This window comes from Desulfatiglans anilini DSM 4660 (assembly GCF_000422285.1).
GTDB classification, from domain to species: domain Bacteria; phylum Desulfobacterota; class DSM-4660; order Desulfatiglandales; family Desulfatiglandaceae; genus Desulfatiglans; species Desulfatiglans anilini.
On record NZ_AULM01000001.1, the window covers coordinates 161,090 to 187,070 of the forward strand.

Consider the following 25,981-nt stretch of genomic DNA (forward strand, 5'->3'; position numbering starts at 1 on the left):
CAAGCAGCCCCATCGCGTGTCGCCGATGTCCCGTGTCGGGGATGCTCCGTGTCGATAAGCACGATTTGAAGTTCTAACCCTTGAGCGAGGATTCCCATGGACCTATTCAAGGAGTTGACGGTTCTATCCCTGGAACAGGCGACGGTGCTGCCTTATCTCACCTACCGCCTGGCGCAGGACGGGATGCGGGTCATCCGCCTCGAACACCCGGTATATGGAGATCCGAACCGTCTCATCGGGGACGATGTCCTCGGTGAAGAACGGGTGAACAGCTACTTCTTGTGCATCAATGCGGGCAAAAAGGCCTTGACACTGGACCTGTCGGCGCCTGAGGGGCAGGAGATTTTCAAGCGGCTCGTCCGGGAGATGAAGGTGGATATCTTCGCCACCAATCAGCTGCCGCGCAATTACCGGAAACTCGGCATCGACTACGAGAGCCTGAAGGCTCTCAAGCCGGACATCATCTGGCTGGGGGTCAGCGGCTTCGGCCCTGAATGCGACGAGGCGGCGTACGATCCCATCCTTCAGGCCCGCTCGGGGCTGATGGCCCTGACGGGTGAAAAGGGCGGTGACCCGCAGGTCCTGGGGGTTCCGCTGCCGGATCTGGGTACGAGCGAGCATTCCTACGGACTTCTGATGAAGGCCCTCTACCAGCGGCAGGCGACCGGCGAGGGGGCCTGTCTTCACGTGTCCATGTTCGAGTCCTCGGTTTCCTGGCTGTCCGTTCCCATTACGTTGACCCGGAGTTTCGGCAAGACCATCCAGCGCCGGGGAAACACCCATGAATTCTTCGCTCCGGTATCCGTTTACCCCACCAGCGACGGTTACATCTATCTGGCTGTTGGCAATGATCGTCAGTGGCGCTCTATTGTGACCCTCGAGATGTTCAAGGAACTCGACAAACCCGAATACGCCAAGAACGCAGGCCGGATCAGCGATGTCGAAAGGCTCAACCAGGCCATACAGGCTGTCACCCGCCGATACTCGGCCGAGGAACTGATCGCGGTTTTCAAGTCCATCACCGTCCCTGTCGGGAAGATTCAGTCCATTCCAGAGGTGATCGAAGATCCGCTGGTCCAAAATGTCCTGCTTTCCGCCAGGGATCCGCGCACAGGCAGGGAGATCACACTCGCGCCGCCCCCCTGGATGACGCCGTTTTTGAAGGAAAGCGGACGGCGGATGACCTTTCCCCCGCGTTTTGGTGAGCACAACGAAGAAGTCTATGGCGGGTTTCTGAATCTCGGCCGGGAGACGCTAAAGGCGCTGTCCGAGAAAAAGATCATCTAAGCGGCGAGGCGTCGGCTGCTGGAAAAACCCGTCTCCGGTTTGAAATCGGGGAAACCCATGACCCTGACAGGAGTGTCGTGCATGAAGATCATCGTGCTGGTCAAGCAGGTCCCGGATACGACGGAGGTGCAGCTCGATCCCAAGACCGGGAACCTGATCCGGGAGGGCATCGAGAGCATCATGAATCCTGACGATCGTCATGCGGTCGAGGCGGCGGTAGGGTTGAAGGAAACGCTGCAGGCCCGCGTCACCGCCGTTTCGATGGGACCGCCCCAGGCCGTGGATGTCCTCTCGGAAGCCATCGGGATGGGGGTCGATGAAGGCATCCTGCTGTCCGACCGAGCCTTCGCAGGCGCCGACACCTGGGCGACCTCGACGACTCTGGGCCGGGCCGTCGAGGTGATCGGGGACTATGGTCTGGTGATTTGCGGACGTCAGGCGATCGACGGGGACACGGCCCAGATCGGGCCACAGGTGGCGGACTATCTGCAGATCCCTCATGTGAGTTATGTCAGCGGGATCGAGAAGGTCGAGGCGGATGCCGTCTTCGTCCGGCGACGGCTCGAGGACGGTTTCGAGCGGATCCGCTGCCGCATGCCGGCGCTTCTAACCGTCATCGGTGAGCTGAACGTTCCGAGGTATCCGCACGTGGGCCGATTGATCGATGCCTGCAGGGAAAAGGCCCCGATCAAGGTCTGGAACGTCGCCGATCTCGGCCTCAAGACGGCGGAAGTGGGTCTCGAAGGGTCTCTGACGCACGTCATCAAGACCTTTGCGCCCAAATTTCAAAGGCGGAGTGAAATCCTCCAAGGTGACGCCCGGACGGTCGTGAGTGGGCTGCTCGACAGGCTGAAGGAAATCAGGGTGATTTAGAAACGTCCCGAGCCAGGTCTCCCATGTCCATGTGAAAGGGGAAGCGTCCATGACGGTTTGGATCGAAAGAGAGTTGTGCAACGGCTGCAAGCGCTGCATCCAGGCATGCCCCTACGGGGCGATCGAACTGGAAGACGGCAAGGCCCGTATCCTCGAGCGCTGCACGGGCTGCGGCGCTTGTTTGGCGGTGTGCAAACAGGAGGCCGTCAAGAGCGACCTCAGACCGCGGGAGATACCGGATTTCAGCGATCGATCGGGCGTGTGGGTCTTTGCGGAGCAGCGGGGCGGGGTGCTGCACCCCGTGTCCCTGGAGCTTCTGGGCAAGGCCCGCGAGCTTGCCGAGGCACTCGGTCAGGAGGTGGCGGCCCTGCTTCTGGGCGACGGGGTCGGCGCTCTCGCCGAAACGCTCGTGCGGCATGGCGCGGAGAAGGTCTTTCTGGGAGAGGACCCCGTCCTGAAGAATTACCGCAGTCTCCCTTACACGGATGTCATCGAAAACCTGATCGAAAAGCACAAGCCGAATGTTCTCCTGATGGGAGCGACCCATGTGGGCCGGGACCTTGCACCCCGGGTTTCCCGGCGGGTGGGGGTCGGGCTGACGGCCGATTGCACCGAACTTGAGATCGATCCCGGTGAGCGGATTCTGCTCCAGACCCGGCCGGCCTTCGGGGGAAACGTCATGGCCACTATTGCAAATCGGTTTTCACGTCCCCAGATGGCGACCGTGAGACCCGGCGTGATGGAGGCCCGCGAAATTCCGAGGAACCAGGGGGAGGTCATCCCCTTTCCGGTGGATCTTTCGGAGAACGAAGCTGGAACGGTCGTGCTGGAGGTGGTCAAAGAGGAGCGGCAACGCGTCGACCTGTCGCAGGCCCGGGTGATTGTCGCCGGTGGACGAGGGGTCGGTGATCGGGCCGGATTCGAGGTGCTCGAAGAGTTGGCGGGCCTGCTGGGGGGGGTGACAGCGGGGACGCGCGTGGCGGTCGAGGAGGGGTGGATTGGCGCTGATCGCCAGGTAGGACAGACGGGGCAGTCCGTGAGGCCCGAACTCTACATCGCCTGCGGGATTTCAGGGGCGATACAGCACCGGGCCGGCATGATGAATGCGCGCTATATCGTCGCTGTCAATAAAGATCCGCGTGCGCCCATATTCCAGGTGGCGGACTGGGGGATCGTCGGCGATCTGCGGGATGTCGTTCCGCAGATGATCGAACAGTTGAAGAGCAGACAGCCTTCCTGATGGGATCTCGATCCAAGAAAGAACATCAGCGGTCCGGGGTGCTGAACGTTAAATGAGGACGATTATCCCTTTTCTTGAGGGAAGCCGGCCCAAGGCTGGGACAGGCCGCTGAAACGGGTTGCCAGGATATCCTGCTGCAGTGGAGGATTGCATGATAAGGTCGAACGCAGAGACGCTGATCCGAAAAAGCATGGCCCGCTTTGTGGACCATGAGTTGATTCCCCAGGCCCAGGAACTGGATGAAAAGGGCGACTTCCCGAGGGAGATGTTCCGGCGGGTCGGGGAGTTGGGGGTCTTCGGGCTGCGCTACCCGAAAAAGGACGGAGGGTCCGGCGGTAACACGACGCTCTTCTGCGTCAGCTGTGAAGAATTGGCGCGGGGGCTGATGAGTGTCGCCGCCATTACGGCTATGCAATGCCTCATGGGAACGAATTTTCTGTTCCACTATGGCACGGAGGAGATGCGGGAAAGGTATTGGCGGCCGGCCATGCGGGGAGATCTCGTGGCCTGTTTCTGCCTGACCGAGCCGGAGGCCGGTTCCGATCTGGGGAACGTCAGCACCCTGGCGGAGGAGACCGACGACGGCTACGTGCTGAACGGCATGAAGACCTGGGTCACCAACGGACCGGTGGCGGATTTTTATACGGTTTTGTGCCAGACGGATCCGGCTAAAAAGCTCAAGGGCCTCAATTTCTTCTTTATCCCGGCGGGCACCCCCGGTTTTTCACACAGCAAGGCCTTTGATCTGCTGGGCACCCGGACGACGAAGATCTCAGAGATCGCGTTCAACCAGTGCCGGATCCCGAAGACGCACCGCCTCGGGGGAGAAGGGCGCGGGCTCAGCAACCTGATGAATATCCTGGCCGAGATCCGGGTTATGACGGCGGCTCTCGCCATCGGGCTGCAGCGGGCATGCCTGACGGACTCCATCCGCTATGCCAGGGAGCGGGCGCAATTCGGCCGGGTCATCGGAAAGTATCAGCTGATCCAGGCCAAAATAGCGAACATGGCCACCGACCTGGAGGCCTCCAACCTGTTGACCTATAAGACGACCCATTTGATCGACGATCGGGTCGCCTGCCTCAAGGAGGCTTCGATGGCGAAATATTTCGCCACCGAGGCGGCATGCCGCGCCGCGGACGAAGCCACGCGCGTTTTCGGCGCTTATGCTTACAGCATGGAGTACACCCCTCAGCGATACTATCGAGACAGCCGGTTTCTGCTCTACGGCGGGGGCACCCATGAGATCCTGCAGACCAATCTGGCCCGATGGGCCGGGCTCTGAGAGCCATTCCAACGGAATCTCCCGATCGATGCGAAAATCGACCAAAGGCGAAGAACCCCTGTTCAAGGCGCTGGCCTCCGTGCCGGCCAGAAAGTCCCTCGGTCAATACGTCTATGAAAACCTGAAAAAGGCGATCGTCAAAGGACAGTTGCCTGCAGGAAGCCGGATCGTCGAGAGCCGAGTCGCCTCCGCCTTGGGAATCAGCCGGACCCCGGTGCGGGAGGCGATCCACAAGCTCGAGAAAGAGGGCCTCCTGAGCCAGAACCCGGGCGGCGGTTTTTTTGTCATGGGGCTCAGTCGAAGCGAGATCGAGGAGACCTTCGGCATCCGCTCCGTCCTCGAGAGCTATGCTGCGCGGCTGGCGGCGTTGAAGCACACGGAGGCGGACCTCGTGCCGCTGGAGGAGAAGATCAGAGAGTACGAAAGGGCCTTGGAAAAGGGGGATACGGAGGCCCTGGCGAAGATCAACACCGCCTTCCACGACCTCTTGTACGGGTTGAGCCGCAGTCCGCGGTTGATCCGGATGATCAGCGGCTTGAGGGACCAGATCTTTCGCTACCGCCAGGTGATTCTGAAGATCGAAGACATGGCGAAGACCAGCAATCAGGATCATCGGCTGATGCTCGAACGAATCCGCCAACGGGATGCCGAGGGGGTCGAAAGGATTGTGCGGGAGCATATCCTGCGCGGTCAGGATGTGGTGCTGGGCACGCTCGAAAGCCAAGATGGGGAAGACAAAGGGGGCGCTGCCCGCCCCCGCAAGGGGTAGGGTTTCGCAAGCCTCGCCCTCCCCGTGAGTTTATATTAGGGTATCCGGATTTTGTGATGGTGATGAGGTCGAAGCTTCCCAGGGGGATTGCATCGATTTCGGTGCTTTTTCAGAAGGCGGGCAGATCGAAGCCGGGAGCATCAGGGAAGCCCCATTTCGGATGAAAAACAGTTGTGACCCGTAAGCGGAGATAAGGGAGAAGGCGATGGCAGGAAGGAAAGTACGCGTTCTTTTGGCCAAACCTGGATTGGACGGGCATGATCGAGGAGCCAAGGTCGTTGCCCACGCCCTCCGGGAGGCCGGTATGGAGGTGATCTACACCGGCCTCCACCAGACCGTGGCGAGTATCGTCAATCAGGCCATGCAGGAAGATGTGGATGTGATCGGCCTGTCCATCATGTCCGGAGCGCATATCCCGATCTGCCAGAAGCTGACGGCACTCATCAAAGAAGAAAAAATGGATGATAAGCTGCTGTTGGTGGGTGGGGTCATTCCAAACCAGGACATGCCGCGCCTGCAGGAGATGGGAATCAAGGGCGTTTTTCCGGGTGGCGCTAAATTTGACGAAATCGTTCAGTTCATTCGCGAGCATTCGCCGAGATGATTGGTTTTCCGCCGGTAAGGAAAAACCCCGCGGGATCCGGCTCCTGCTCATAAAGCGTTCCTGGGGGCACGCTACCCGGTGATCGCTGGAATGAACGGCAGAGCGAAAGGAGGCCTACCCCGCATGATTCTGCCGCCTGACGACGTTTCGCTTTTACGCATGAGCATGTGCTGCAACGGGATCATCTTCCGGACATGTAACAATGCGATCATTTTTATGCCTTCGAATGAGCGGATCACTCTCTGAGTGGTTGGAATGAAAGAGAGGAAAGCATGGGAGTCGCCACATACATCAAAGACGATAAGGATGCGATTAAAGAGGTTGTCCTCCAATCCGGCATTAAAGTGAAGCCGGTCTATACTCCGGAAGATCTCGAGCGTATCGGTTTCGACTATCATAAGGATCTGGGTGATGCCGGCGAATTCCCCTTTACCCGAAGTCTGCATCCCATGGGGTATCGAAGCCGCAATTGGACGACGCGCCAGTACACGGGCTTCGGTACGCCGGAAGAGACGAACGAGCGATTCAAATTGATGATTTCGCATGGGCAGACAGGATTGAATGTTGCTTTTGATCTGCCGACACAGATGGGATACGATTCCGACCACCCCATGGCGGAGGGCGAAGTCGGCCGTGTGGGGATGGCCGTCGATTCCCTGAGGGATTTCGAAATGGCCTTCAAGGACATCGCTCTGGACCGGATCGGCTCGGGACTGACCATCAATGCCGTCGCCTCGGTCATGTTGGCCATGTATCAGGCCGTGGCCGAAAAATTCGGCTATGACCGGTCGAAGATATCGGCCACCCCCCAGAATGACATCCTGAAGGAGATCGTCGGCCGTGGAGCCTGGATCTACCCGGTCGAACCGGCGGTGCGCCTCATTGGAGACACCATCGAATATGCGATGAAGGTCCTGCCGAGATGCAACCCGGTCTCGATCTGCGGCTATCACATCCGTGAATCCGGATGCACGCCGGCGCAGGAGATTTCCTACGCCTTCATGATCGCCTTCGCCTATATCGACAATGTCATCGCAAGGGGATACCGTGCTGAGGATTTTGTGGGGCGCTTCTCCTTCAACCTCAACATCTATGGAAATTTGTGGGAGACGGTGGCGAAATTCAGGGCGGCGCGCAAGTTGTGGGCGAGGCTCTTGCGGGAGCGATACGGGGTTCAGGACAAGAAGGCCCTGTTCCTGAGGGGTATCTTCGGGGGCGGCGGGTCGGGTATGACCAAACAGCAACCGGAGAACAACATTATGCGAGGGGCTTACTACGCTTTGGCGGCAGCGCTTTCCGGGGCGCAGACCACGGCGCTCTGCTCCTTTGACGAGGCCTACACGATCCCCACTGAGCGGGCGGCGCTGCTTTCGCTGCGGACCTTCCAGATCCTGATGGACGAGATCGGGCTGAGAGACACAGTCGATCCGCTCGCGGGCTCCTATTTCATCGAGACCCTGACGAAGGAAATGGAGGAGAAGATCCTCGAAGAGATGGAAAAGGTCGAAAAGGTGGGCGGTATGGTGGAGGCGGTCTCTTCGGGATTCGTTCAGCGCGAGGTGGCGCGTCAGGCCTTTGAGTATGAGAAGAAGCTTCAGAAAGGCGAGGTGATCAAGGTCGGGGTCAACCAGTATACCGAGGGGGTCGACATGGAGGTCGAACTCCACGCCTACAACGAAGCGTGGGCCAGGCTCCAGATCGATCGGTTGAAGGAGCTCAAACGATCGCGTAGCGAAGCTGCGGTGGGCAGGACGTTGAAAGACCTTGAAAAGGCTGCGCAGAAAAAGGAAAATGTGATGCCTTTCCTCGTGGAATGCTGCAATGCGTATGCCACTGTGGGGGAAATGGCGGACATGTTTCGTGCGGTGTTCGGGGAGTATGTCGAGCCGAATATCTTTTGATCCTCGGCGAAGGGCCTTTCAGGCCGATTTCCGCACCGGTTCCCGGCACCGGAGCCGGAGGCTGATGATCATGTGGCTCTTCAACCTCCGTTTTGACGGGAGCGGGATCGTGATGGTCACGGACTTCGTCGTTTTACAAAAGGGGTTTTCTGATTTTCTTCAATCGATCTGTATGGAAAGGAGGTGAAGCGCTGTTTCTCGGGGCCACGGGAGCAATCTGTCATCCACTCTTTTAGAACGTGCCCCCGCTCGAATCTTTAAGGGGCACCGGCAGCATTCAGGACCGGAAACGATTTCAGCTGTTCCGGGTTGAAGCTGAGGAGGTTTGAAAGATGTTGAAAAGGGTATCTTTTTTGCTGGCCGCCGTCATTTTTGCCACCTTCGCCTTAACCACCTTCCTTTCAGTGCCTGCAGTCGCTGAGCCGATCAAACTGAACTATGCCAATTTCCCCCCGGCTCCCACCTTCCCGTGCGTGCAAATGGAAAGATGGAAAGAAGAGGTGGAGAAAAGGACCAGCGGAAAGGTCGCCATCAAGACCTTTCCCGGCGGAACGCTATTGGACGCCAAAGCGATGATGGACGGGGTCATCGGGGGGCAGGCCGACATCGGGTGTCTGTGCATGGCCTATCAGCCCGGCCGCTTTATCGTCACGAACGCCACCAGCCTGCCTCTGGATCTCCCCAATGCGAAAGTCGCCAGTCTGACTCTCTGGGATCTCTACAACCAATACAAGCCCGACGAATTCTCGCAAGTCAAGGTTCTCACGATGTTTGCCACGGCGCCTTCCAACCTGATGACGAAAAAGCCCGTCCGGACCCTGGCGGACATCAAGGGCATGGATATCCGCGCCTCGGGCGGTGCGGGCGAGATCCTCAAGGCCTGGGGGGCCAACATGGTCGGCATGCCCATGTCCGCGACCCCGGAGGCTCTGCAGAAAGGGGTGGTGCAGGGTCTCTTCTCATCCCTGGAGGTCATGAAGGATTTCAAATACGCGGAGCTTTGCCGCTTCGTCACCATGACCGACACAGTCATCTATCCGTTCGCCGTTGTGATGAACATGGATTCGTGGAACCGCCTCCCCGATGATGTCAAGAAGGTGATGGACGATCTGGGGGCCGAGCAGGCCCTTTGGACAGGCGAGTACATGGATGCGCATGTGAAAGAATCCATGGATTGGTCCAAGGAAACCTATAACGTCGAAGTCATCCAGTTCTCCGATGATGAAAAGGCCGAGTGGAACAAGCTGCTCGAGCCGATGGTCGACAAGTGGATCGCGGATGCCACGGCAAAAGGCCTTCCTGGTGAGAAGATCATCCAGGATATCAAGACGATATCCAAAAAGCACGCCGAGTAGGCGGCCCTTGATTCCCCGCAGGTGCCTGCGGGGAATCACGCTTGAACCTTTTGCGTGGTGGCTGATGTCCGTGATCCTGCAGTGGGGTTGGGCACAGCCGATGCTCCAGCCGGGTTTTCGGGATGCCCAAGGCTTCCAGGTCCGGGCGGAGTAAGAGAACCAGACAGGGAGGGGAGGCGTTACATGGATTTTCTGGACAAGATGAGCCGGGTTCTCAACCGCGGCCTCATTTGGATCGGCGGCCTTTTTCTGGCGGCGATGATCCTCCTGACCTGCGCCAACATTTTCCTTCGCATCGTCTGGGTGCCCGTGCAGGGTGCCTACGAACTGATGGGATATTTCGGCGCGATCGCCGGCGCGTTTGCATTGGGAAGCACGCAGATACGGCGCGGACACATCTCCGTCGACGTGCTTTACAATTCCTTTCCGGCCGGGGTTCGCAGAGGGCTCACCTTCCTGAACAGTCTCCTTTGCCTGGTGTTCTTCTGTATGGCCGCCTGGCAGATCACCCGTTATGGAAACACCCTGTGGCGGACCGGCGAGGTTACGGAGACGCTGCGGATACCCTACTTCCCTTTCATCTATGGGATGGCTTTGGGGTGCGGCGCTCTCGCCCTGGTGTTCCTGGTGGATCTGCTGCGGACACTCTTTCCCCGTGAGGAGGGCCAAAAGTGAGTCTAGCGATGATCGGCATTACAGGGATCCTGGTCCTCCTGGCGGCCCTGTTTTTCCTGGGCATCCCGGTCGGTTTCGCCATGGCGATCGTCGGGTTCTGCGGTTACGTGTATGTCATCAACTTCAAGGCCGGCCTGGGGATGCTGGGAACGGACCTTTGGGGTACCTTCTCCAGCTACGGCCTTACTGTCATTCCGCTCTTCATCTTCATGGGGCAGGTGGCCTTCTACTCGGGCGTCAATTCGAGGCTTTACAATGCCGCCTACAAGTGGGTCGGGCAGATCCGGGGCGGCATCGCCATGGCGACGGTGATGGCGTGCGCGGCGTTTGCAGCCATCTGCGGGTCCAACGCGGCGACGGCGGCTACGATGACGACCGTCGCCCTCCCCGAAATGAAGAAGTATAAATACGATCCGATGCTTAGCACAGGGGCGATTGCCTGTGGTTCGACGCTCGGCGTCGTCATTCCGCCGAGTGTCGTGCTGATCATCATCGGACTTTCGACGGAGCAATCGATCGCGCGGCTGTTTTACGGCGGCGTGGGGGCCGGCATCCTGCTGGCCGTGCTGCTGACCCTTACCGTATACCTCTGCTGCCGCATCTACCCGACGTGGGGGCCGGCAGGCCCCAGGACGACCCTGGGGGAGAAGTTCAGGGCCCTGCCGGGCGCCTTCGAGATGCTGCTCCTCTTTCTTCTCGTTATGCTGGGTCTTTACTTCGGGTATTTTACGCCCGCGGAGGCCGGGGCCGCGGGTTCCTTTTTTGCCGTGATAATAGCGCTCGCGCAGCGCAGCCTCAGTTGGAAGGGGTTTATCGCCTCCTTTACCGACACCCTGCGAATCTCGTGCATGGTGATCATGATCGTCGCGGGGGCCATGCTGTTCGGCAAGTTCCTCGCCGTGACCCGGATCCCCTATAACATCGCCACCTGGGTGGCGGACCTGCCTGTGCCCGATGTCGTCATCATCAGCATTATCTTCGCCATCTATGTGGTCGGCGGTGCGGTGATGGATGCCCTGGCGCTTTTGCTGATCACGATTCCGATCTTTTTCCCGGTTGCGACCGAACTCGGACATGATCCCATCTGGTTCGGTGTTACTATCACCGTCATTACGACCCTCGGTGCTGTGACACCCCCCGTGGGAGCTACGACGTATGTCGTCGGAGGGATGGCGAAGGACGTGCCGCTCGAAGATGTCTTCAAGGGAGTAGCCTATTTTCTGCCTGCTTATATCCTTTGTGTCGTTCTGCTGATGATTTTTCCGCAAATCATAACCTTCCTGCCGAATCTGATGCATTAGGGGCCCGCCAAATGTGTTCTCAGCGGCTTCGATATGATGAGAAGCCACGCTCTCGACACAGAGGCATGCCGCCGACAGGACTGATCGGTCAAAACGTCATCCGGATGCTGGACCCAACGTGTTCCAGACCGGAGAGCAACGTGGCTTGGACAATGAGGGGATGTCAAACATCCGGTCTGCGAAAAAGGGGTACAGGAAAGAAATGACGAAAACGTTTATGCCTACCGTCAAAACGCAAGAGGAGCTGAAGGCACTGCAGCTGGAAGGTCTGAAGTGGACCGTCAACCACGCCTACCATGGTTCTCCGGTGTACCGCGCCAAACTGGAGCAGGCCGGGGTTAGGCCGGATCAAATCCGGTCTCTGGCCGACATCGAGCGGCTCCCGTTTACGACGGCGGAGGACTTGAAGGAGGGGTACCCATTCCCTCTGCTCTCGGTGCCGTTCGAGAAGGTGGTCCGGATCCACGCCTCGTCCGGGACCACCGGCAAGAGGAAAGTGCTTTCTTACAGCCAAAAGGATGTCCAGGATTGGGCCCACTTCTTTGCACGGTGCTACGAGATGGCCAGGCTTACGGTAGAAGACAGGATCCAGATCGCGGTCGGATACGGGGTGTGGACTGCCGGGATCGGCTTCCAGCTAGGGTGCGAGACCTTCGGCGCCATGGCGATTCCGGCGGGCCCGGGCAACCTGGACATGCAGTGCCAGTTCCTCGTGGATTTTCAGACCACGGTCGTTTGCTGCACCGCCTCGATGGGGCTTCTTCTGGCGGAGGAGGTCAGAAGGCGGGGGATCCTCGATCAGATCAACGTGAAGAAGATGATCTTCGGCTCCGAACGCTGCAGCCAGGCCATGCGTGACCGGATACGGGATCTCCTGGGGGTGGAGCACATGTTCGATATCCCGGGCATGACGGAACTGTATGGGCCCGGGACCGGTCTCGACTGCCTTCATCACACGGGGATCCACTATTGGGCGGATTACTATATCCTCGAGATCCTTGATCCTGAGACGCTCCAGCCGGTTCCGGAGGGGGAAACGGGTGAGATGGTCGTCACCACTCTCGCGAAGGAGGCGGTGCCTCTCATCCGCTACCGCACCAGGGATCTGACCCGCCTGATCCCCGGGGTCTGCCCATGCGGTTCCATCCTGCCTCGGCACGACCGGCTGCTGGGCCGATCGGATGACATGATCATCTTTCGCGCCGTGAATGTCTACCCCGGGCAGATCGACCATGTGCTTTCCGGCGTGAGCGGGATCGGCAGCGAGTACCAGATCATTCTGGACCATGGCTCCGACGGCCGGGATTACATGCTCCTGAAAGTCGAACGGGAGCCGGAGGGCGATCCTTCCCGGGATGATGCCGTGGCTCGGGCGATCGCCGGTGACATCAAAAAACAGATCATGGTGAGCGCCAACATCGAGATGGTCGCTTACGGCTCTCTGCCGCGTTCGGAGCGGAAGAGCAAACGGGTCTTCGACAACCGCGATCTTTAAGGGTTTTCCACTCGGGAATCATTCGGCGGGCTCGAGCGGGGAATGTCTCTTGGGGATCAAAGGCGGGTCGGCGGATGGCGGGAAGAGCCTCTTCAGAGACCGGTTCGCCGATCGGGGTTCAGGGGTGGCACGGTCCGAAAGCTGCCTTGCGGTGTGCCGGACGGCCTGCGCGTGGACGAGCAACCGAGGATTTTCGGCCGTCGGATTCATGTTCAAGAAAGGGCGTCCATATCATGCGAAGATTTGACTATCATCAGCCGCACTCCCTGAGGGATGCGCTGAAGATCATGGAAGAACAGACCGGTGAAGCCAGGTATATTGCTGGAGGCACGGACCTCATCGTGCGGTTGAAGCAGGGTGCGATGGCCGTGGACGCGCTGGTTTCACTGAGGGGGATCCCGGAGCTGCGGGGGATTGCCAAGAACGGCGAATGGCGCTTCGGGGGCATGTGCCTCTTCAGGGAGATCGAAAGATCGGCCTCCGTCGAGCGGGCCCTCCCTGCGCTGTTTCAGGCGGTGAAGGTGCTGGCCAATCCACAGCTCCGTAACGTGGCTACGATCGGGGGAAACCTTTGCAACGCCGCGCCTTCAGCCGATTGCGCCCCTCCGTTGCTCGTTCTGGATGCGCGCATCGCGTTGGAAGGCCCGGGCGGGGTCCGTGAGGTTGCGATCGAGGATTTCTTCATCGGCCCGGGACAGACCTGCAAGAGGCCTGAAGAGGTCATGACCGGCATCCGGGTGCCGCAGCCGGGCGGGCAAACCGGCAGCGCTTTCCTCAAGATCGGGCGCGTGAGCCAGGATATCGCTGTGGTGAATATGGCCGTCCTGGTGGAGATGGAGGGCGGCGTCTGCCGCAGATGTCGGCTGGCGGCCGGCGCCGTCGCGCCGGTGCCGCTCAGGCTGCGCAGGACGGAAAAACGGATCGAGGGCCGCAGGATCGACCCCGATCTGCTGGAGGCGGCTGCTGCGGAGGCCGCAGAAGAGGTCCGGCCGATCAGCGATGTCCGCGCTACGGCGGAGTACCGCTGCACCGTGGCGGGTGTCCTGGTGAAGAGGGGCTTGCAGCAGGCGCTCGAGACGGTCGGCCGCTCCGACTGAGGGTACGGGTCGACGCTGGGGCCCTCCGGAAACGCTGATCATGGATCGAGACGAAAAGGCCGTCGGGGGGAAGCGTCCGGGAGGGAGCCGATTCGGGGCGGTCTGAAAAGTCGTGTCTGGATAGGGTGTTTTTCCAGGGGAGGAATGATGAAGAAGGAGATCCGGTTTCGTTTGAACGGTTACGAGGTTTCTTCGGAGGTGGAGGCGCATAGGGTGCTCCTGGAGGTTTTGCGGGAGGATTTCGAGCTGACCGGCGTGAAGGCCGGGTGCGGCCAGGGAGAGTGCGGAGCCTGTACGGTTCTGGTCGACGGGGTGCCGGTGGATTCCTGCCTCTATCCTGCCTTCGAGATCGCAGGCAAAAGCGTCACGACGATCGAAGGTCTGGTAGGTGAGGGAAACCGCCTCCACCCGATCCAGGCCGCCTTCGTGGAGCACGGAGCGGTCCAGTGCGGGTTCTGCACGCCGGGGATGATCCTGTCGGCCAAGGCGCTGCTGGACGAGACGCCGCATCCGAACGAGGCCGAGATCCGGCGGGCGATTTCCGGAAACCTTTGCCGCTGCACGGGATATCTCCAGATCGTTGAGGCTGTCCGGCGGGCGGCGGAGGAAGGGGCGGCCTGACAAGGCTTTGTGAAAGAAAGGCATGCACCCCGCTGGGGCGCTTGTCCGCGCGGGAATTTCCAGCGGGTGTATAAGGAAGAGGGGAAAACATGACGCAATTCGACTTCATCGGCACCGAGCTTCCAAGGCCGGACGCCCCCGATAAAGCGGCCGGCAAGGCCGTCTACATTCATGACTTCGTTCGGCCGGGCATGCTGTACGGCAAGATCAAATACAGCCGATACGCCCATGCCAGGATCAAGGCCATCGACACCTCCAAGGCCGAGCGTCTGGCGGGGGTCCGCGCGGTGATTACAGGCTGCAACACGCCGCAGATCCGGATCGGATTCATCAAGGACAATGTGGCGCTCAAGCGGGACAAGGTGCGCCAGTTCCGGGACGAGGTGGCGGCGGTGGCCGCGATCGACCCGGAGATCGCTGCGGAGGCGGTGGATCTCATCGAGGTCGAATACGAGGAACTCCCCGGCGTCTTCGACCCGGAAGAGGCCCTGCAGGAAGGCGCGCCTCTGGTCCACGAAACGGATGCCCGGGGCCGGCCCAAAGTGGACAACCGGGTGCCCGTTCCCTGGAAGTTTGTTGCAGGAGACGTGGAAAAGGCGAAGCAGGAGGCCGCTTTTGTGGCCGAGGGCCGTTTTTCCACGCCGCTCATCCAGCAGTCCTGCATGGGTACGGCGGGATGCGTCGCGGAGTTCGATCTTCAAGGCAATCTGATCATCCACACGAAGACCCAGATCCCCTTCCTGGCCCAGAACGACTTCAACGCCGCCCTGTCGGCCATGGGGCTGAAGGGAAAGAACAGCCGGGTGATCGTGCCGGCGCTGGGGGGCTCCTTCGGGACGGGCCTGGACACCCATGGCTACGAGTACATCGCCATCCTTCTCGCCTACAAGACGGGAAGGCCGGTGAAGATCGTCCTCAACCGGGAGGAGGAGTTCGCCTACCTCTCACCCCGGCAGCCCACGCGGACGCACATCATCCAGGGCTGCAGCCGCGAGGGGAAGCTGACCTTCCGCGAGATCCGCATGCTGCTCGACAACGGCGCCTACACCTCCTGGGGGGCGACGACGCCGAGTGTGATGATGCTGCCGATCTCGTCCCTGTATCGTGTGCCCAACGTCTTTTACGAGACCACCATCGTCTACACCAACAACACCTACTGCCAGGCCATGCGCGGATACGGGAATCCGCAGGCGGCATGGGCGCTCGAGAGCAATCTGGACGAACTTGCAGAGGCGGCCGGGATCGACCCCTATGAATTCCGGCTCCTGAACTGCAACATCCCGAACGACATCACGCCGATGGGGCTCAACATCACCTCCTGCGGCCACGAGGAGTGTTTGAGGACCGTCGCCGAAAAGCTCGACTGGAAGGCCAAGCGGGGTCAACAGCGGGGAAAGGCGCGCGGGGTCGGTATGGCCTCCCTGTTCCACGTGGGCGGCTCGGGCCGGGTTTACCGCTCCGACGGCACCGGAATCATCATGAAGCTGGACGATTTCGGCCATGTGTCGGTGATCACGGGCGGGGTCGAGATGGGGCAGGGGTTCCACAGCGCGCTGGCGGTGGCGACCGCCGAGGCGCTCGGTGTGACCCCGGACCGGGTCATGGTGGTGTCGGGCGATACGGCCACCTGTCCGTGGGATGTGGGGACGCATGCGAGCCGGGGCGCGTTCACCTCATGCAACGCGGCCATCCAGGCGGCTCAGAAGGCGAGAAAAAGGATCTTCGAACTGGCGGCCGAGCATTTCATGCCGAGGGTCCATTTCCGGATGAAGCTGCGGAAGAAGAAGGAGCCTGATTTCGAGATCCCGGACCTCGACTACGAGCGCTACTGCGACCCCTCGGAATTCGATCTCAAGAAAAACATCGTCTTCCTCCGCGAGGAGCCGGACAACCCCTTCCTGCAATTGAGCATCGAGGAGATTTTGCGCGAGGCGCATTTCAAGGAGCAGGGGACCATGATCGTCACGGAGGCCTTCTATGACCCCTGCAACCAGATGATCGACATGAAGACCTGCCGCGGCAACATGTCGGCGGCCTACATCACGGGGGCCCAGGGCGCCGAGGTCGAGGTGGACACCGAGACGGGACGGGTCAAGATCCTCCGGTTCGCGGCGGCGCACGACGTCGGCCAGGTGATCAATCAGCAGACCATCAAGGGGCAGATCTACGGAGGGATCGTCCAGGGCCTCGGCTATGCCCTCTGCGAGGAGTTCAAGACGGAGAAGGGGCGCAACCTGAATCCCAACTTCCTGGATTACAAGATCCTCTCGGCGCCCGATGTGGATTTTCCGATCGACATCACCTGCGTCGAAACGCACGACCCGGAGGGTCCTTTCGGGGCGAAGGGCGTGGGTGAGCCCGGATTGGTGCCGACGGCCCCGGCGATCGCGAACGCGGTCTACGACGCGATCGGTCTCAGGATCACGGATCTGCCCATCACCCCGCAGAAGGTCCTGGCGGCCCTGAAAGCACGGAAAAAGGCGGCGTAAACCCGAGGCGGCCCGCCCTGCCTGGATGGGATTGCCGGGCGGGCGACTGCAGGACCCCGGACGGATCATCACCGGATACGTTGGTGTCGTTCAAAGCAGAAAGGCCACCTGCTTCCATGGACTGAAGGGCGACCCCTTTGCGTATGGCTCCGGTCTCGGGGTGCACCTGCCGGAGCCACTGCTACCAGCGGGTGCCTATTTTTGGTAGACGGGTTTCCGCTTTTCCAGGAACGCTGCGATCCCCTCCCTGGCTGCATCCAGGCAAACGATTCTCGCAAACCCGCGGTAGCCTGCTTCGAGGGCTGCTTCAAGGGTCGCTGCGGCCGCCCCGGCTTCGATGGTCTCCATCATCACGGAGAGGGCTTCCCGGCTCAAGCGCAGCGAGCCGGACCTGGGCTCGGCGGGAAGATTGAAGGGGGGCAGGTCGACCTTTCCGTCGGGGATGCGCGGGATTCGGCCCTGGAGGGCCCGGGCAGCTGCTGCGGCATCCTGGATCAAGGCGGCGTAGTCGGCGGAGAGGTCCGTTACGATCCCCGCCGCGAAGGCCTCTTCGGCCCCGAGGGGGGCGGCGAGGCACAGCATGTCATGGAAGCGGGCGGCGCTTTGCGGCCATTTTCGGTAGGGCACGATGCAGCCGCCGATCCCCGGCAGGATGCCGAGGGTGATTTCGGGGAATTGGAAAAGGGCGTTGCGGGTCGCCACCATCGCATGGCAGCGGATGGCGAGTTCCAGTCCACCCCCGAGGGCCATGCCGTTTACAGCCGCCACCACGGGCTTGTCCATCCGGTCGAGGAAGCGTTGGACCTTTGCCCATTCGCGGGCATCAGCGATCGATGCGTCGAAACGGCCGAGGACCTCCCGGAAACGGCCGATATCGGCGCCTGCGGAAAAGGCGCTCGGTCCATAGCCGGTCAACACGAATCCTTTGACGGCCGGATCCGGGGTGTGTCGCTCCAGCACAGACAGGACTTCCTGCACGATGTTCAGGTTGAGGGCGTTCCTGGCCTGCGGCCGCCGGATGGTGATCACCTTGATCCCGTCCAGGTCGTCGATCAGGAGGGTGCGATAGAAATCCTGGTAGAAGGAAAGGGGTCCCTTAGCCCGGGGGAATCCAGGACGCTCCGCCTCGAATCTTTTCATGATCCGTCCAGCCTCCGCCTCACCCAGGTCCGCCAGAAAATCGAAGGGCCCTTTTTTGAAATCCAGGGCGATCTGGCACCCGAAATGGAGATCCTCCCGTGTGCCGATGCCGCGGTCGACGATGTCGAAAGCCTGCGAAAAAAGGATCCCGAGGAGCCGGTCACGCACGGACTGGCTGACATCGGCGGGGACCTTCAGCCCTGTTCCCGGCTTCGCGGTGTTCCACCGGTCGACCGATTGAAGGATGAGGGCCGGCCGATAAGAGGATCCTTCTTCCATTTGGAGGGTGTTGGCCTCGACGATAATGGGGTTGCCGTTTGCCAGATTGAGGACGAAAAAGGGCCCCGCAGAGGCGAATTCCTCGGCGACGGCGTCGATCTCGGCGGCGGTCGCCCGGTCGAGGAGCCTGGCGGCTTCGTTGCACCAGTTGTCGAAGACGCGATCCAGCATGAAGCAGATGACATTGTCCGTGACGACGGGCGCCTTGCCGGTCATGGCGAAGAGCCAGCACAGGTAGGCCACGATGCCGGGGTCGGCCTTCTCCCAGCGGATCACCTCCACCGCCGGGTTGCGCCAGGCCGGTGCGAAGAAGTGGGTGACGGTGGCGCGCTCCGGATGCCGCAGCCCGGAGAAGATGCGGTCCGCAGGGATCGAACTGGTGTTGGAGGCGATGACGGCCTCAGGAGCGACGATCGCCTCGACCCGGGCGAAGATCTCCCGTTTGAGAGGGATGCGCTCCGTGGCGGCCTCGATGATGAGTTGACAGCCTTCCAGACGTCGGTAATCAGTTGTGTAATGGATGTTTTCCAGGATTCGGGCCGCTTTTTCGCGGGTCATCCTGCCGCGCTGAACAGCCTTTTCGGCGTAGCCCGAGAGGCGTTTTTCGGCCGCGAGCAGAGGGGGTTCGGCCACGTCGACCAGCGTGAGCGCGGTTTCTGGAAGGGCGCTCTTGAAGTAATAACCGATGTCCGGCCCGATGGTCCCGGCACCGACGATGCCGATGACCTCCGGCAGGGGCCGGACGGGCTGCTGAAAAAGGGGATTGAAGGCAGACGGGTAGAGTCTTTTTTCGTGATCCATCGCCGATCTCCTGAGAAAAGGGGCCCCTCGACGTGTCTGGCCGGGGGCGGGATTTTCCGCCATTTTTTGCTTTACTATAATCTGTATACTGTGTACAAGAACAGTGTCAAGCGAAAAGCCGGGGATGGCAAACAGAAGAGGATGGGGCGGCGACGGAGGCTGGCCGGGGTCGCACGAATTTCCGGCCCGAGCCGTATGGCCTCGAGTCAGGATATGGAAAGGGAGGAATGGGCATGTCCCAAAAGCGTTTTCGATTGGGTTGCGACATTGGGGGAACGTTCACCGACTTCGTTCTACTCGACGACCAGACCGGCGAACTGACGATCAACAAATGCCTGACGACGCCGAAGGACCCTTCGGATGCCGTGGTGCAGGGCATCCAGGAACTGGAGGGGCGGGTCCCTGGTTTTGTCGGGGGGTTGGATGAGGTCATCCACGGAACGACCCTGGTCATCAACGCCATCATCGAGCGCAAAGGGGCCAGGACCGGCCTGATCACCACGAAAGGGTTCCGCGACGTCCTGGAGTTGGGGCGTGAGATCCGGTACGCGCCCTATGACACCTTCGCCGAATTCCCCACGCCGCTCATCCCCAGGCGATACCGTCTCGAAGTGGACGAACGGGTCCGCAGCGACGGCACGGTTCTGAGGCCGCTCGATGCGGAGGAGGGCCGGACGGTCATCCGCCGGCTGCTGGATGCGGGGGTGGAGTCGATCGCGATTTGCCTTCTGAACTCGTTCGAGAACCCCCGGCACGAACAGATGCTGAAGGCCCTGGTTCTCGAGGAGGCGCCCGGGCTACCCGTCTCCATCTCCTACGATGTCCTGCCGCAGATCCGGGAATACGAACGAACGAGCACCACGGTCACCAATGCCTATGTCAAACCCTTGACCGGCCGTTACCTCTCCCGTCTTTCCGGGCGATTGAAGGACATCGGCTTCGATGGAAAGCTCTTCATCATGCTGTCGAGCGGGGGGATCACGTCGGTGGAGACCGCCGCCGAGTTCCCGGTCCGGATCATCGAGTCGGGCCCGACCGCGGCGGTGATTTCCGGTCAGTATTACGGCCGGCTGTTCAATCTGCCCGAGATGTTCTGCTTCGACATGGGGGGTACCACCGCCAAGTCCTGCCTCATTCAGGGAGGCGTTGCCGGCGTGGTGCCGACCTTCGAGGTGGGGCGGGTGCAGCGGTTCATGAAGGGGAGCGGCCTCACGATCCAGGTGCCGGTGGTGGACCTGATGGAGATCGGCGCGGGCGGCGGCAGCATCGCCAAGGTGAGCCGCATGGGGACGCTCCAGGTCGGTCCGGAGAGTTCGAGCGCGGACCCCGGTCCCATCTGCTACGGGCGGGGGGGGACGGATCCGTGCGTGACGGATGCCGACCTGCTGCTGGGGTATCTGGACGCGGACTACTTTCTGGGCGGCGAGATGAAGCTCGACCTGGAGGCTGCGCGCCGAGGGGTGGAGGAAAAGATCGCCGGACCGCTGGGTGTCAGCTTTCTGCAGGCCGTCTGGGGGATCCATGATCTGATCAACGAGACCATGGCCGCAGCGGCCAAGACCCACATCGCCGAAAAGGGCGGCAACCCGAACGTGGTGACGGTGGCGGCCTTCGGGGGCGCCGGTCCGGTGCACGCCTATGGCCTGGCCAAGAAGCTCGGTGCCCCGCGATTGATTGTGCCGCCGAACGCCGGGGTGGGTTCGGCCCTTGGGTTTTTCACGGCCCCCAGGGCCTTCGACCTTGTGCGGAGCCACAAGGTGGCGCTGGAGCAGGCGGATTTCGCCTCGCTGGAGGCCATCTTCCGGGAGATGGAGACGGAAGGGGCGCGGACGCTCCAGAAGGCGGGCGGAGAGACGATCAGCTTCCAGCGCTCTGTGGATGTGCGCTTCGTCGGACAGGGTTCGGAGACCAATGTCCTCGTGCCCGGCGGCGATTTTGCCGAAGTCGAAAAGGAGTTTATCCGGGCGGCCTTCGACGAGATCTATGAACGGCTCTACGGCCGGACCTACAAGGATTCGCCGGTCGAGTTCATCAATTTCAAGGTGCGCGCGAGCCTGCCCGAGCGGCTGCTGCAACTCCCGAAATGCCCGCGGACCGGCGGAAGCCTCGCGGACGCCGTGAAGGGGAAGCGCCCGGCCTTCTCGGGAATCACCCGGGACTTCATTCCCTATACCGTCTATGACCGCTACCGCCTCTTCGCCGGGGCGGAATTCGAGGGCCCCGCGATCATCGAGGAGCGCGAGTCCACCTTGATCGTCGGCGAAGATGCCCGGGTGAAGATCGACGAATATGGTTTTCTCTGGATCGATATGGAGGAGGTGTAATCATGGGCCGGACCTTTGATCCCGTCACGCTGGAAATTCTTTGGCGGCGCTTGATCTCGATCGTGGACGAGGCCGACAGCTCCGTTTCGCGCACGGCCTTCTCGAGCCTCCTGCGGGATGCGCATGACTACACCTGCATGTTCACCGACAGCCGCGGGCGTGAACTGGCCCAGGGAACCTTCGCCACGCCCGGGCAGTCCGGCGCAATGGCCCTTGGCATCAAGCGGCTGGTAGAGCGCATTCCGCTCCAGAGCCACAGGGACGGCGACGTCTACATCACCAACGACCCCTGGGCGCTGGCCGGGCACTTGAACGACGTCTGCGTGATGAGTCCGATCTTTTTCGAGGGGCGGCTGGCGGCCTTCACCGCCTGCGTCTTCCACCATTCGGATATCGGCGGCCGGGTCTCTTCCGACAACCACGATGTCTTCGAGGACGGCCTGTTCATTCCGCTGGTGAAGCTTTACGACGGCGGGGTGGTCAACGAGGCGGTCCTCGAGATGATCCGCTGGAATGTCCGCACCCCCGACGAGGTCATCGGGGACATCCGCTCGCAAATCGCCGCCAACCACGTTTGCTCCCGGAAGATATGCCAGATGCTGGCGGAATACGAGATGGACAACCTGGACGACCTGGCCGACGAGATCATCGGCCGTACGGAAAAGTCCATACGGTCGGCGATCGCCAAGGTCCCGGACGGGGTTTATCGAGCCGAGGGGATCGTGGAGCAGATGGAAGGGAAGGGGGACGTGGTCATCAAGGCCGCGGTGGAGGTGCGGGGAAGCGACATTCACGTGGATCTCGAAGGGTCTTCGCCCCAGGTGGACTGGGGCGGAAACGTCGTCTACAATTTCACGTACGCCTATGTCTTCATGGCCGTCAAGAGCATCTTCGATCCGGACATCCCCAACAACGACGGATGCGCGGCCCCGATTAACCTGGTGGCGCCCGAAGGGAGCGTCGTGAACTGCCGGTTCCCGGCGGCGGTGGCGGCCCGGATGCAGATCGGGCATTTTGTGACGGAGATCATTTACCGCGCCCTGGCCGGGGCGGTGCCGGCGCGTGTGATTGCCGGGAGTGGCGGCACCCCCGCCACGATGAATGTCTTCTACGGCCGGCGGAAGGACGGCAACCCCTGGCACTCGGTTATCATCCGTGGCGGCGGCATGGGGGCGAGCGCGGCCGACGACGGCAACTACGTCTACATCTTTCCGGCCAACGGCGCCAATACGCCGGTGGAGATCTTCGAGAGCGACACGCCGCTCATCGTGGAGCGAAGGGAGTTGCTGCCCGATTCAGGAGGGCCCGGACGCACGAAGGGGGGCCTCGGACGGCGCGTGGTCTTCCGGGTTCCGGACGATGCCTATGCGCCCCTTCCGCCGGTCAAACTCGGCATCCAATCGGGCCGCTATCGCTATCCGCCCGAGGGTCTCTTCGGCGGTCTTCCGGGCGGGAGGGCCCGTTTTCTGGTCAATGAGGAGCAAGGCAATCCATACGGGCTGACGCAGCTCAAACCCGGGGATGTCGTGACCATGGATGCGGCCGGCGGCGGCGGATACGGTCCCCCTCATGAGCGCGAGCCCGAGCGGGTCCTGGCGGATGTCGAGAACGGCTATGTGTCGATCGAGGTGGCGCGGGAAAAGTACGGCGTGGTGATCGACCCTCGGACACTCGCGCTGGACCTCGCGGCCACCGAGGCGCTGCGGGCACGCCTGGCGGGTGCAGGCAAGGTCGATCGGTAAGGCGGGAGTCGGCGTCTGCTGCGAAAGGCCGGGAGTCTCCCGGCTTCGCGTCGGCCGTCGCCGGGTGCCTTGGGGGCCTTGCGTCAGCGTTGCTTCTTGTGCGTCAGGATGCTGGAGAGCGTCTTGAGCAGAAGCTGTTTTTCTTCACCCGAATAGGATGCGAGGTATCGTTTCACGTTCCGCTCCTTGTCGGCTGCGATATCCTGCAATACTTGGCGGCCTTTGGGGGTGATCTGGAGGCGTTTGAGACGGTCGTCGTCCGGGTCGTTTTGCCGGACGATGAACCCCGCTTTCTCGAGGCGCTTGGCGATGCCGGTCATGTTGGCCCCCGAGACGAGCATGATGCGGTTGACGTCCCGCATCGTGTTTTGTCCGTTCCGCGAAGCATCCAGAACGCGTAGCACATTGTATTGAGGAAAGGTGAGCCCGTGGTGCTTGAAAAGGGCGGAGGCCTCCTTCTTGAAGCGCTCGGCTAGCCGGACGATCGCCATCATCACCTTTTCGTCGATGCTCATGTCGTTCTGGTAATCGTTGTCTACCATGTCTATTACGCCTTCCTTTTCATCTTGACGGCATTGTTAAGCTGTAAATAGATAAATTGTCAACAATGAAATGTGTTTTTTTTGCCTCACCCCACGGTGCGGGGGTGCTCTTCGCAGAAATTGACGGCTCCTTCCAAGGGCCTCGTCACCTTCTGCGTCCCGCGTGCGCTGTCTGGGGATCCTCTCATCTTTGACCCGCCCTCTGATCTGTTCGCAAAGGTCTTTTCCCGCCCACAGCCTTGACTGCCCGGTTTCATGCCAGCGGTTTCATCCCCGCCTTGCGGGATCGATCCCGATCCGCCCCATGACGGTTTCCATCTGTTCCTTTCCTGGGCAGAGAGCCTGCAGTTCTGGTGAACATATGGATTTAAAATGGTTTATCTAGATGTCCATCCGGAAATGTTTTTCCGGTGCAACCCCGTTTCCAACCCGGATTTAAGGAGCCGCATCTCCGGGTTGATAGCTGCGCCGCGGAAGGAAACCGCCTCCGAAAAAATAAAGATGAGACCCCGGAAAACTCTTGACACGGATTAATAGTTAAACTATTAACAATTAAAACGCAAATGATTCGTGCTTTGATTTTGTGGATTTCGTACCGGATGGTGTTCTCCTCGATGGAAACCGCATCAAGGAGGCCCTGCGGCACAGGATGAAATGGAAATGAGCTGATCACCAGAGAATAGGGAGGGAGCCGTGGATGTAAAAGAAAGATTGTCCGAAGTGGTCGGAGCGGAAAATTTCTTGGATGACCCGGCGAGGCTGCAGGAATACGCCAGCGATTACAGCTACATGCGGGCGGCTGCACCGAGCTGTGTGGTGAAACCGAAAAATTCGAGCGAGGTATCGGAGGTCATCAAGGTCTGCAATGACATGATGACGCCCGTGGTGCCCTGTAGTTCGAAGGTGCATTTCTTCGGTGCGACGATCCCGAAGGAAGGCGGCGTGCTGATGGACCTGAGCCGGATGGACCGCATCCTGGAGATCGATCCGGAGAACCGGCGGGTGCGTTTCGAGGCCGGCGTGAGCTGGGACAAGCTGACGCGGGAACTCAAGGCGGCGGGCTACCGGGTGATCATGCCCCTGACCCCGCCGGCGGAGCGCTCGGTCTTGACCGATTTCATGGAGCGCGAAGAGCCCACGAATCAGGTCTATGACTACGGCGAGCCGCTCGAGGCGATGGAGGTCGTCTGGCCGACGGGCGAGATCTTCCGCATGGGCTCGGCGAGCGTGAACGGCTACCCTGACAGCCCGTCGAAGGGGGCGAACCCCTCCGGCCCGGGCCTCGATTTTTACCGCTTCTTCCAGTGCGCGCAGGGGACGATGGGGGTCGTGACCTGGACCAACCTCAAGATGGAATCGATCCCGCGCAAAGACAAGGTGCTGTTCGCCCCCGTCAAGGACCTGAACTATGCCATGGAGTTCCTGCACCGCATCCTGCCCAGGCGCATCGGTCAAGAGGTGCTGCTGCTAAACCAGGTCGATCTGGCGGCGATCCTGGCGGAGAACTGGCCTGCGGACTATGGGCGAATGAAGGCCGCGCTGCCTCCCTGGACCCTGATTCTGGTGGTGAGCGGGCTTCTGCGCCGGCCGGAGGAAAAGATCGCCTACGAGATGAACTTCCTGGCCGAAGTGATCAAGAACGAGTTTTCGGAGATGCACCTGGGGGAGAATCTCCCCGGGTTCCCTGGCCTGCGGCACAGGGTTCTGTCGGTTTTGAGGAACCCCTGGCCTGCGGATGTCCCGCACTGGCGGAATCAGGTCAAGGGGGCCTCGCAGAGCCTGTTCTTCCATACACGGCCGCTCACGGCGAACCACTTTGTGGAGCGGATCCGGGAGATTGCAACCCGGCACGGGTATCCGGCGCAGGAGATCGGGATGTACATCCAGCCGATCGAACACAACCGGGCCTGCCGGCCGGAGTTCACCTTCTTCTATGATCCGGGGGACGATGCGGCCAAGGCCGCGGTGCGAAGCCTCTACCTCGATGCAGCGGCGGCCTTCCTGAAGGAAGGCGCGGTGTTTACGCGGCCCTACGGAGAACTCGCGCCGATCGTCTACGAGCGGGCCGCCTCCTATGCCGCGAACCTCAAGCGGCTGAAGAAGGTGTTCGACCCGAACAACATCATGAATCCCGGGAACCTGTGCTTCTAAGGAGGAGGGG

Annotated in this window: 19 protein-coding genes; 17 read left to right on the top strand and 2 right to left on the bottom strand. The window is 61.0% G+C overall.

The window, feature by feature from the left end:
• Positions 1-96: 96 nt before the first annotated feature.
• The 14 genes from H567_RS0100755 (at position 97) to H567_RS22330 (ending at position 16,992) form a co-directional block, all read left to right on the top strand.
• Positions 97-1,287, top strand: a complete 1,191-nt coding sequence (locus tag H567_RS0100755) for a CaiB/BaiF CoA transferase family protein (protein WP_028319925.1) — start codon at positions 97-99, stop codon at positions 1,285-1,287.
• An 81-nt stretch (positions 1,288-1,368) separates the two neighbouring features.
• The gene (locus H567_RS0100760; RefSeq protein WP_028319926.1) at positions 1,369-2,160 is read left to right on the top strand and encodes an electron transfer flavoprotein subunit beta/FixA family protein; all 792 of its coding nucleotides are present in this window, start codon (positions 1,369-1,371) and stop codon (positions 2,158-2,160) included.
• Between the two features lie 49 nt (positions 2,161-2,209).
• Positions 2,210-3,400: an electron transfer flavoprotein subunit alpha gene (locus H567_RS0100765; RefSeq protein ID WP_028319927.1), complete on the top strand. Its 1,191-nt coding sequence runs from the start codon at positions 2,210-2,212 to the stop codon at positions 3,398-3,400.
• Between the two features lie 151 nt (positions 3,401-3,551).
• Positions 3,552-4,685: an acyl-CoA dehydrogenase family protein gene (locus H567_RS0100770; RefSeq protein WP_028319928.1), complete on the top strand. Its 1,134-nt coding sequence runs from the start codon at positions 3,552-3,554 to the stop codon at positions 4,683-4,685.
• Between the two features lie 28 nt (positions 4,686-4,713).
• Positions 4,714-5,454, top strand: a complete 741-nt coding sequence (locus H567_RS22325) for a GntR family transcriptional regulator (RefSeq protein ID WP_084516696.1) — start codon at positions 4,714-4,716, stop codon at positions 5,452-5,454.
• 205 nt (positions 5,455-5,659) lie between these two features.
• A complete protein-coding gene (locus tag H567_RS0100780; RefSeq protein WP_028319929.1) occupies positions 5,660-6,058 on the top strand; it encodes a cobalamin B12-binding domain-containing protein in 399 nt (132 codons plus the stop codon).
• Between the two features lie 272 nt (positions 6,059-6,330).
• Positions 6,331-7,959, top strand: coding sequence for an acyl-CoA mutase large subunit family protein (locus tag H567_RS0100790; RefSeq protein WP_028319930.1), 1,629 nt, complete (start codon positions 6,331-6,333; stop codon positions 7,957-7,959).
• Between the two features lie 332 nt (positions 7,960-8,291).
• The gene (locus tag H567_RS0100800) at positions 8,292-9,314 is read left to right on the top strand and encodes a TRAP transporter substrate-binding protein (RefSeq protein ID WP_028319931.1); all 1,023 of its coding nucleotides are present in this window, start codon (positions 8,292-8,294) and stop codon (positions 9,312-9,314) included.
• A gap of 183 nt (positions 9,315-9,497) precedes the next feature.
• A complete protein-coding gene (locus H567_RS0100805; RefSeq protein WP_028319932.1) occupies positions 9,498-9,989 on the top strand; it encodes a TRAP transporter small permease in 492 nt (163 codons plus the stop codon).
• Entirely contained in the window at positions 9,986-11,290 is a 1,305-nt protein-coding gene (locus tag H567_RS0100810) for a TRAP transporter large permease (RefSeq protein ID WP_028319933.1), read from the top strand. Before H567_RS0100805 ends, H567_RS0100810 begins: the two co-directional genes overlap by 4 nt.
• A gap of 202 nt (positions 11,291-11,492) precedes the next feature.
• On the top strand, positions 11,493-12,785 hold the full coding sequence (locus H567_RS0100815) for a phenylacetate--CoA ligase family protein (RefSeq protein ID WP_051184352.1): 1,293 nt from the start codon (positions 11,493-11,495) through the stop codon (positions 12,783-12,785).
• Between the two features lie 233 nt (positions 12,786-13,018).
• Complete coding sequence (locus H567_RS0100825) at positions 13,019-13,882, top strand: FAD binding domain-containing protein (protein ID WP_028319936.1); 864 nt, start codon at positions 13,019-13,021, stop codon at positions 13,880-13,882.
• 144 nt (positions 13,883-14,026) lie between these two features.
• Positions 14,027-14,503: a (2Fe-2S)-binding protein gene (locus tag H567_RS0100830; RefSeq protein WP_167330925.1), complete on the top strand. Its 477-nt coding sequence runs from the start codon at positions 14,027-14,029 to the stop codon at positions 14,501-14,503.
• An 89-nt stretch (positions 14,504-14,592) separates the two neighbouring features.
• Entirely contained in the window at positions 14,593-16,992 is a 2,400-nt protein-coding gene (locus tag H567_RS22330; protein WP_035252965.1) for a xanthine dehydrogenase family protein molybdopterin-binding subunit, read from the top strand.
• 195 nt (positions 16,993-17,187) lie between these two features.
• Here H567_RS22330 and H567_RS0100840 read toward each other — a convergent pair whose 3' ends face one another.
• Positions 17,188-19,212, bottom strand: a complete 2,025-nt coding sequence (locus H567_RS0100840) for a 3-hydroxyacyl-CoA dehydrogenase/enoyl-CoA hydratase family protein (protein ID WP_028319938.1) — start codon at positions 19,210-19,212, stop codon at positions 17,188-17,190.
• A gap of 233 nt (positions 19,213-19,445) precedes the next feature.
• On the opposite strand from H567_RS0100840, the gene H567_RS0100845 reads away from it, so the two are divergent.
• On the top strand, positions 19,446-21,536 hold the full coding sequence (locus H567_RS0100845) for a hydantoinase/oxoprolinase family protein (RefSeq protein WP_028319939.1): 2,091 nt from the start codon (positions 19,446-19,448) through the stop codon (positions 21,534-21,536).
• Between the two features lie 2 nt (positions 21,537-21,538).
• Positions 21,539-23,278: a hydantoinase B/oxoprolinase family protein gene (locus H567_RS0100850; protein ID WP_028319940.1), complete on the top strand. Its 1,740-nt coding sequence runs from the start codon at positions 21,539-21,541 to the stop codon at positions 23,276-23,278.
• Between the two features lie 83 nt (positions 23,279-23,361).
• Here the strand turns inward: H567_RS0100850 and H567_RS0100855 are convergent, their stop codons facing one another.
• On the bottom strand, positions 23,362-23,820 hold the full coding sequence (locus tag H567_RS0100855; protein ID WP_028319941.1) for a MarR family winged helix-turn-helix transcriptional regulator: 459 nt from the start codon (positions 23,818-23,820) through the stop codon (positions 23,362-23,364).
• 693 nt (positions 23,821-24,513) lie between these two features.
• On the opposite strand from H567_RS0100855, the gene H567_RS0100860 reads away from it, so the two are divergent.
• Positions 24,514-25,971: an FAD-binding oxidoreductase gene (locus tag H567_RS0100860; protein WP_028319942.1), complete on the top strand. Its 1,458-nt coding sequence runs from the start codon at positions 24,514-24,516 to the stop codon at positions 25,969-25,971.
• Positions 25,972-25,981 lie beyond the last annotated feature (10 nt).

What these genes read in the sequence shown, in the direction of transcription:
- H567_RS0100755 (WP_028319925.1), top strand. Translation starts at nt 97, where the DNA reads ATGGACCTATTCAAGGAGTTGACGGTTCTATCCCTGGAACAGGCGACG.
- H567_RS0100760 (WP_028319926.1), top strand. Translation starts at nt 1,369, where the DNA reads ATGAAGATCATCGTGCTGGTCAAGCAGGTCCCGGATACGACGGAGGTG.
- H567_RS0100765 (WP_028319927.1), top strand. Translation starts at nt 2,210, where the DNA reads ATGACGGTTTGGATCGAAAGAGAGTTGTGCAACGGCTGCAAGCGCTGC.
- H567_RS0100770 (WP_028319928.1), top strand. Translation starts at nt 3,552, where the DNA reads ATGATAAGGTCGAACGCAGAGACGCTGATCCGAAAAAGCATGGCCCGC.
- H567_RS22325 (WP_084516696.1), top strand. Translation starts at nt 4,714, where the DNA reads ATGCGAAAATCGACCAAAGGCGAAGAACCCCTGTTCAAGGCGCTGGCC.
- H567_RS0100780 (WP_028319929.1), top strand. Translation starts at nt 5,660, where the DNA reads ATGGCAGGAAGGAAAGTACGCGTTCTTTTGGCCAAACCTGGATTGGAC.
- H567_RS0100790 (WP_028319930.1), top strand. Translation starts at nt 6,331, where the DNA reads ATGGGAGTCGCCACATACATCAAAGACGATAAGGATGCGATTAAAGAG.
- H567_RS0100800 (WP_028319931.1), top strand. Translation starts at nt 8,292, where the DNA reads ATGTTGAAAAGGGTATCTTTTTTGCTGGCCGCCGTCATTTTTGCCACC.
- H567_RS0100805 (WP_028319932.1), top strand. Translation starts at nt 9,498, where the DNA reads ATGGATTTTCTGGACAAGATGAGCCGGGTTCTCAACCGCGGCCTCATT.
- H567_RS0100815 (WP_051184352.1), top strand. Translation starts at nt 11,493, where the DNA reads ATGACGAAAACGTTTATGCCTACCGTCAAAACGCAAGAGGAGCTGAAG.
- H567_RS0100825 (WP_028319936.1), top strand. Translation starts at nt 13,019, where the DNA reads ATGCGAAGATTTGACTATCATCAGCCGCACTCCCTGAGGGATGCGCTG.
- H567_RS0100830 (WP_167330925.1), top strand. Translation starts at nt 14,027, where the DNA reads ATGATGAAGAAGGAGATCCGGTTTCGTTTGAACGGTTACGAGGTTTCT.
- H567_RS22330 (WP_035252965.1), top strand. Translation starts at nt 14,593, where the DNA reads ATGACGCAATTCGACTTCATCGGCACCGAGCTTCCAAGGCCGGACGCC.
- H567_RS0100840 (WP_028319938.1), bottom strand. Translation starts at nt 19,212, where the DNA reads ATGGATCACGAAAAAAGACTCTACCCGTCTGCCTTCAATCCCCTTTTT.
- H567_RS0100845 (WP_028319939.1), top strand. Translation starts at nt 19,446, where the DNA reads ATGTCCCAAAAGCGTTTTCGATTGGGTTGCGACATTGGGGGAACGTTC.
- H567_RS0100850 (WP_028319940.1), top strand. Translation starts at nt 21,539, where the DNA reads ATGGGCCGGACCTTTGATCCCGTCACGCTGGAAATTCTTTGGCGGCGC.
- H567_RS0100855 (WP_028319941.1), bottom strand. Translation starts at nt 23,820, where the DNA reads ATGGTAGACAACGATTACCAGAACGACATGAGCATCGACGAAAAGGTG.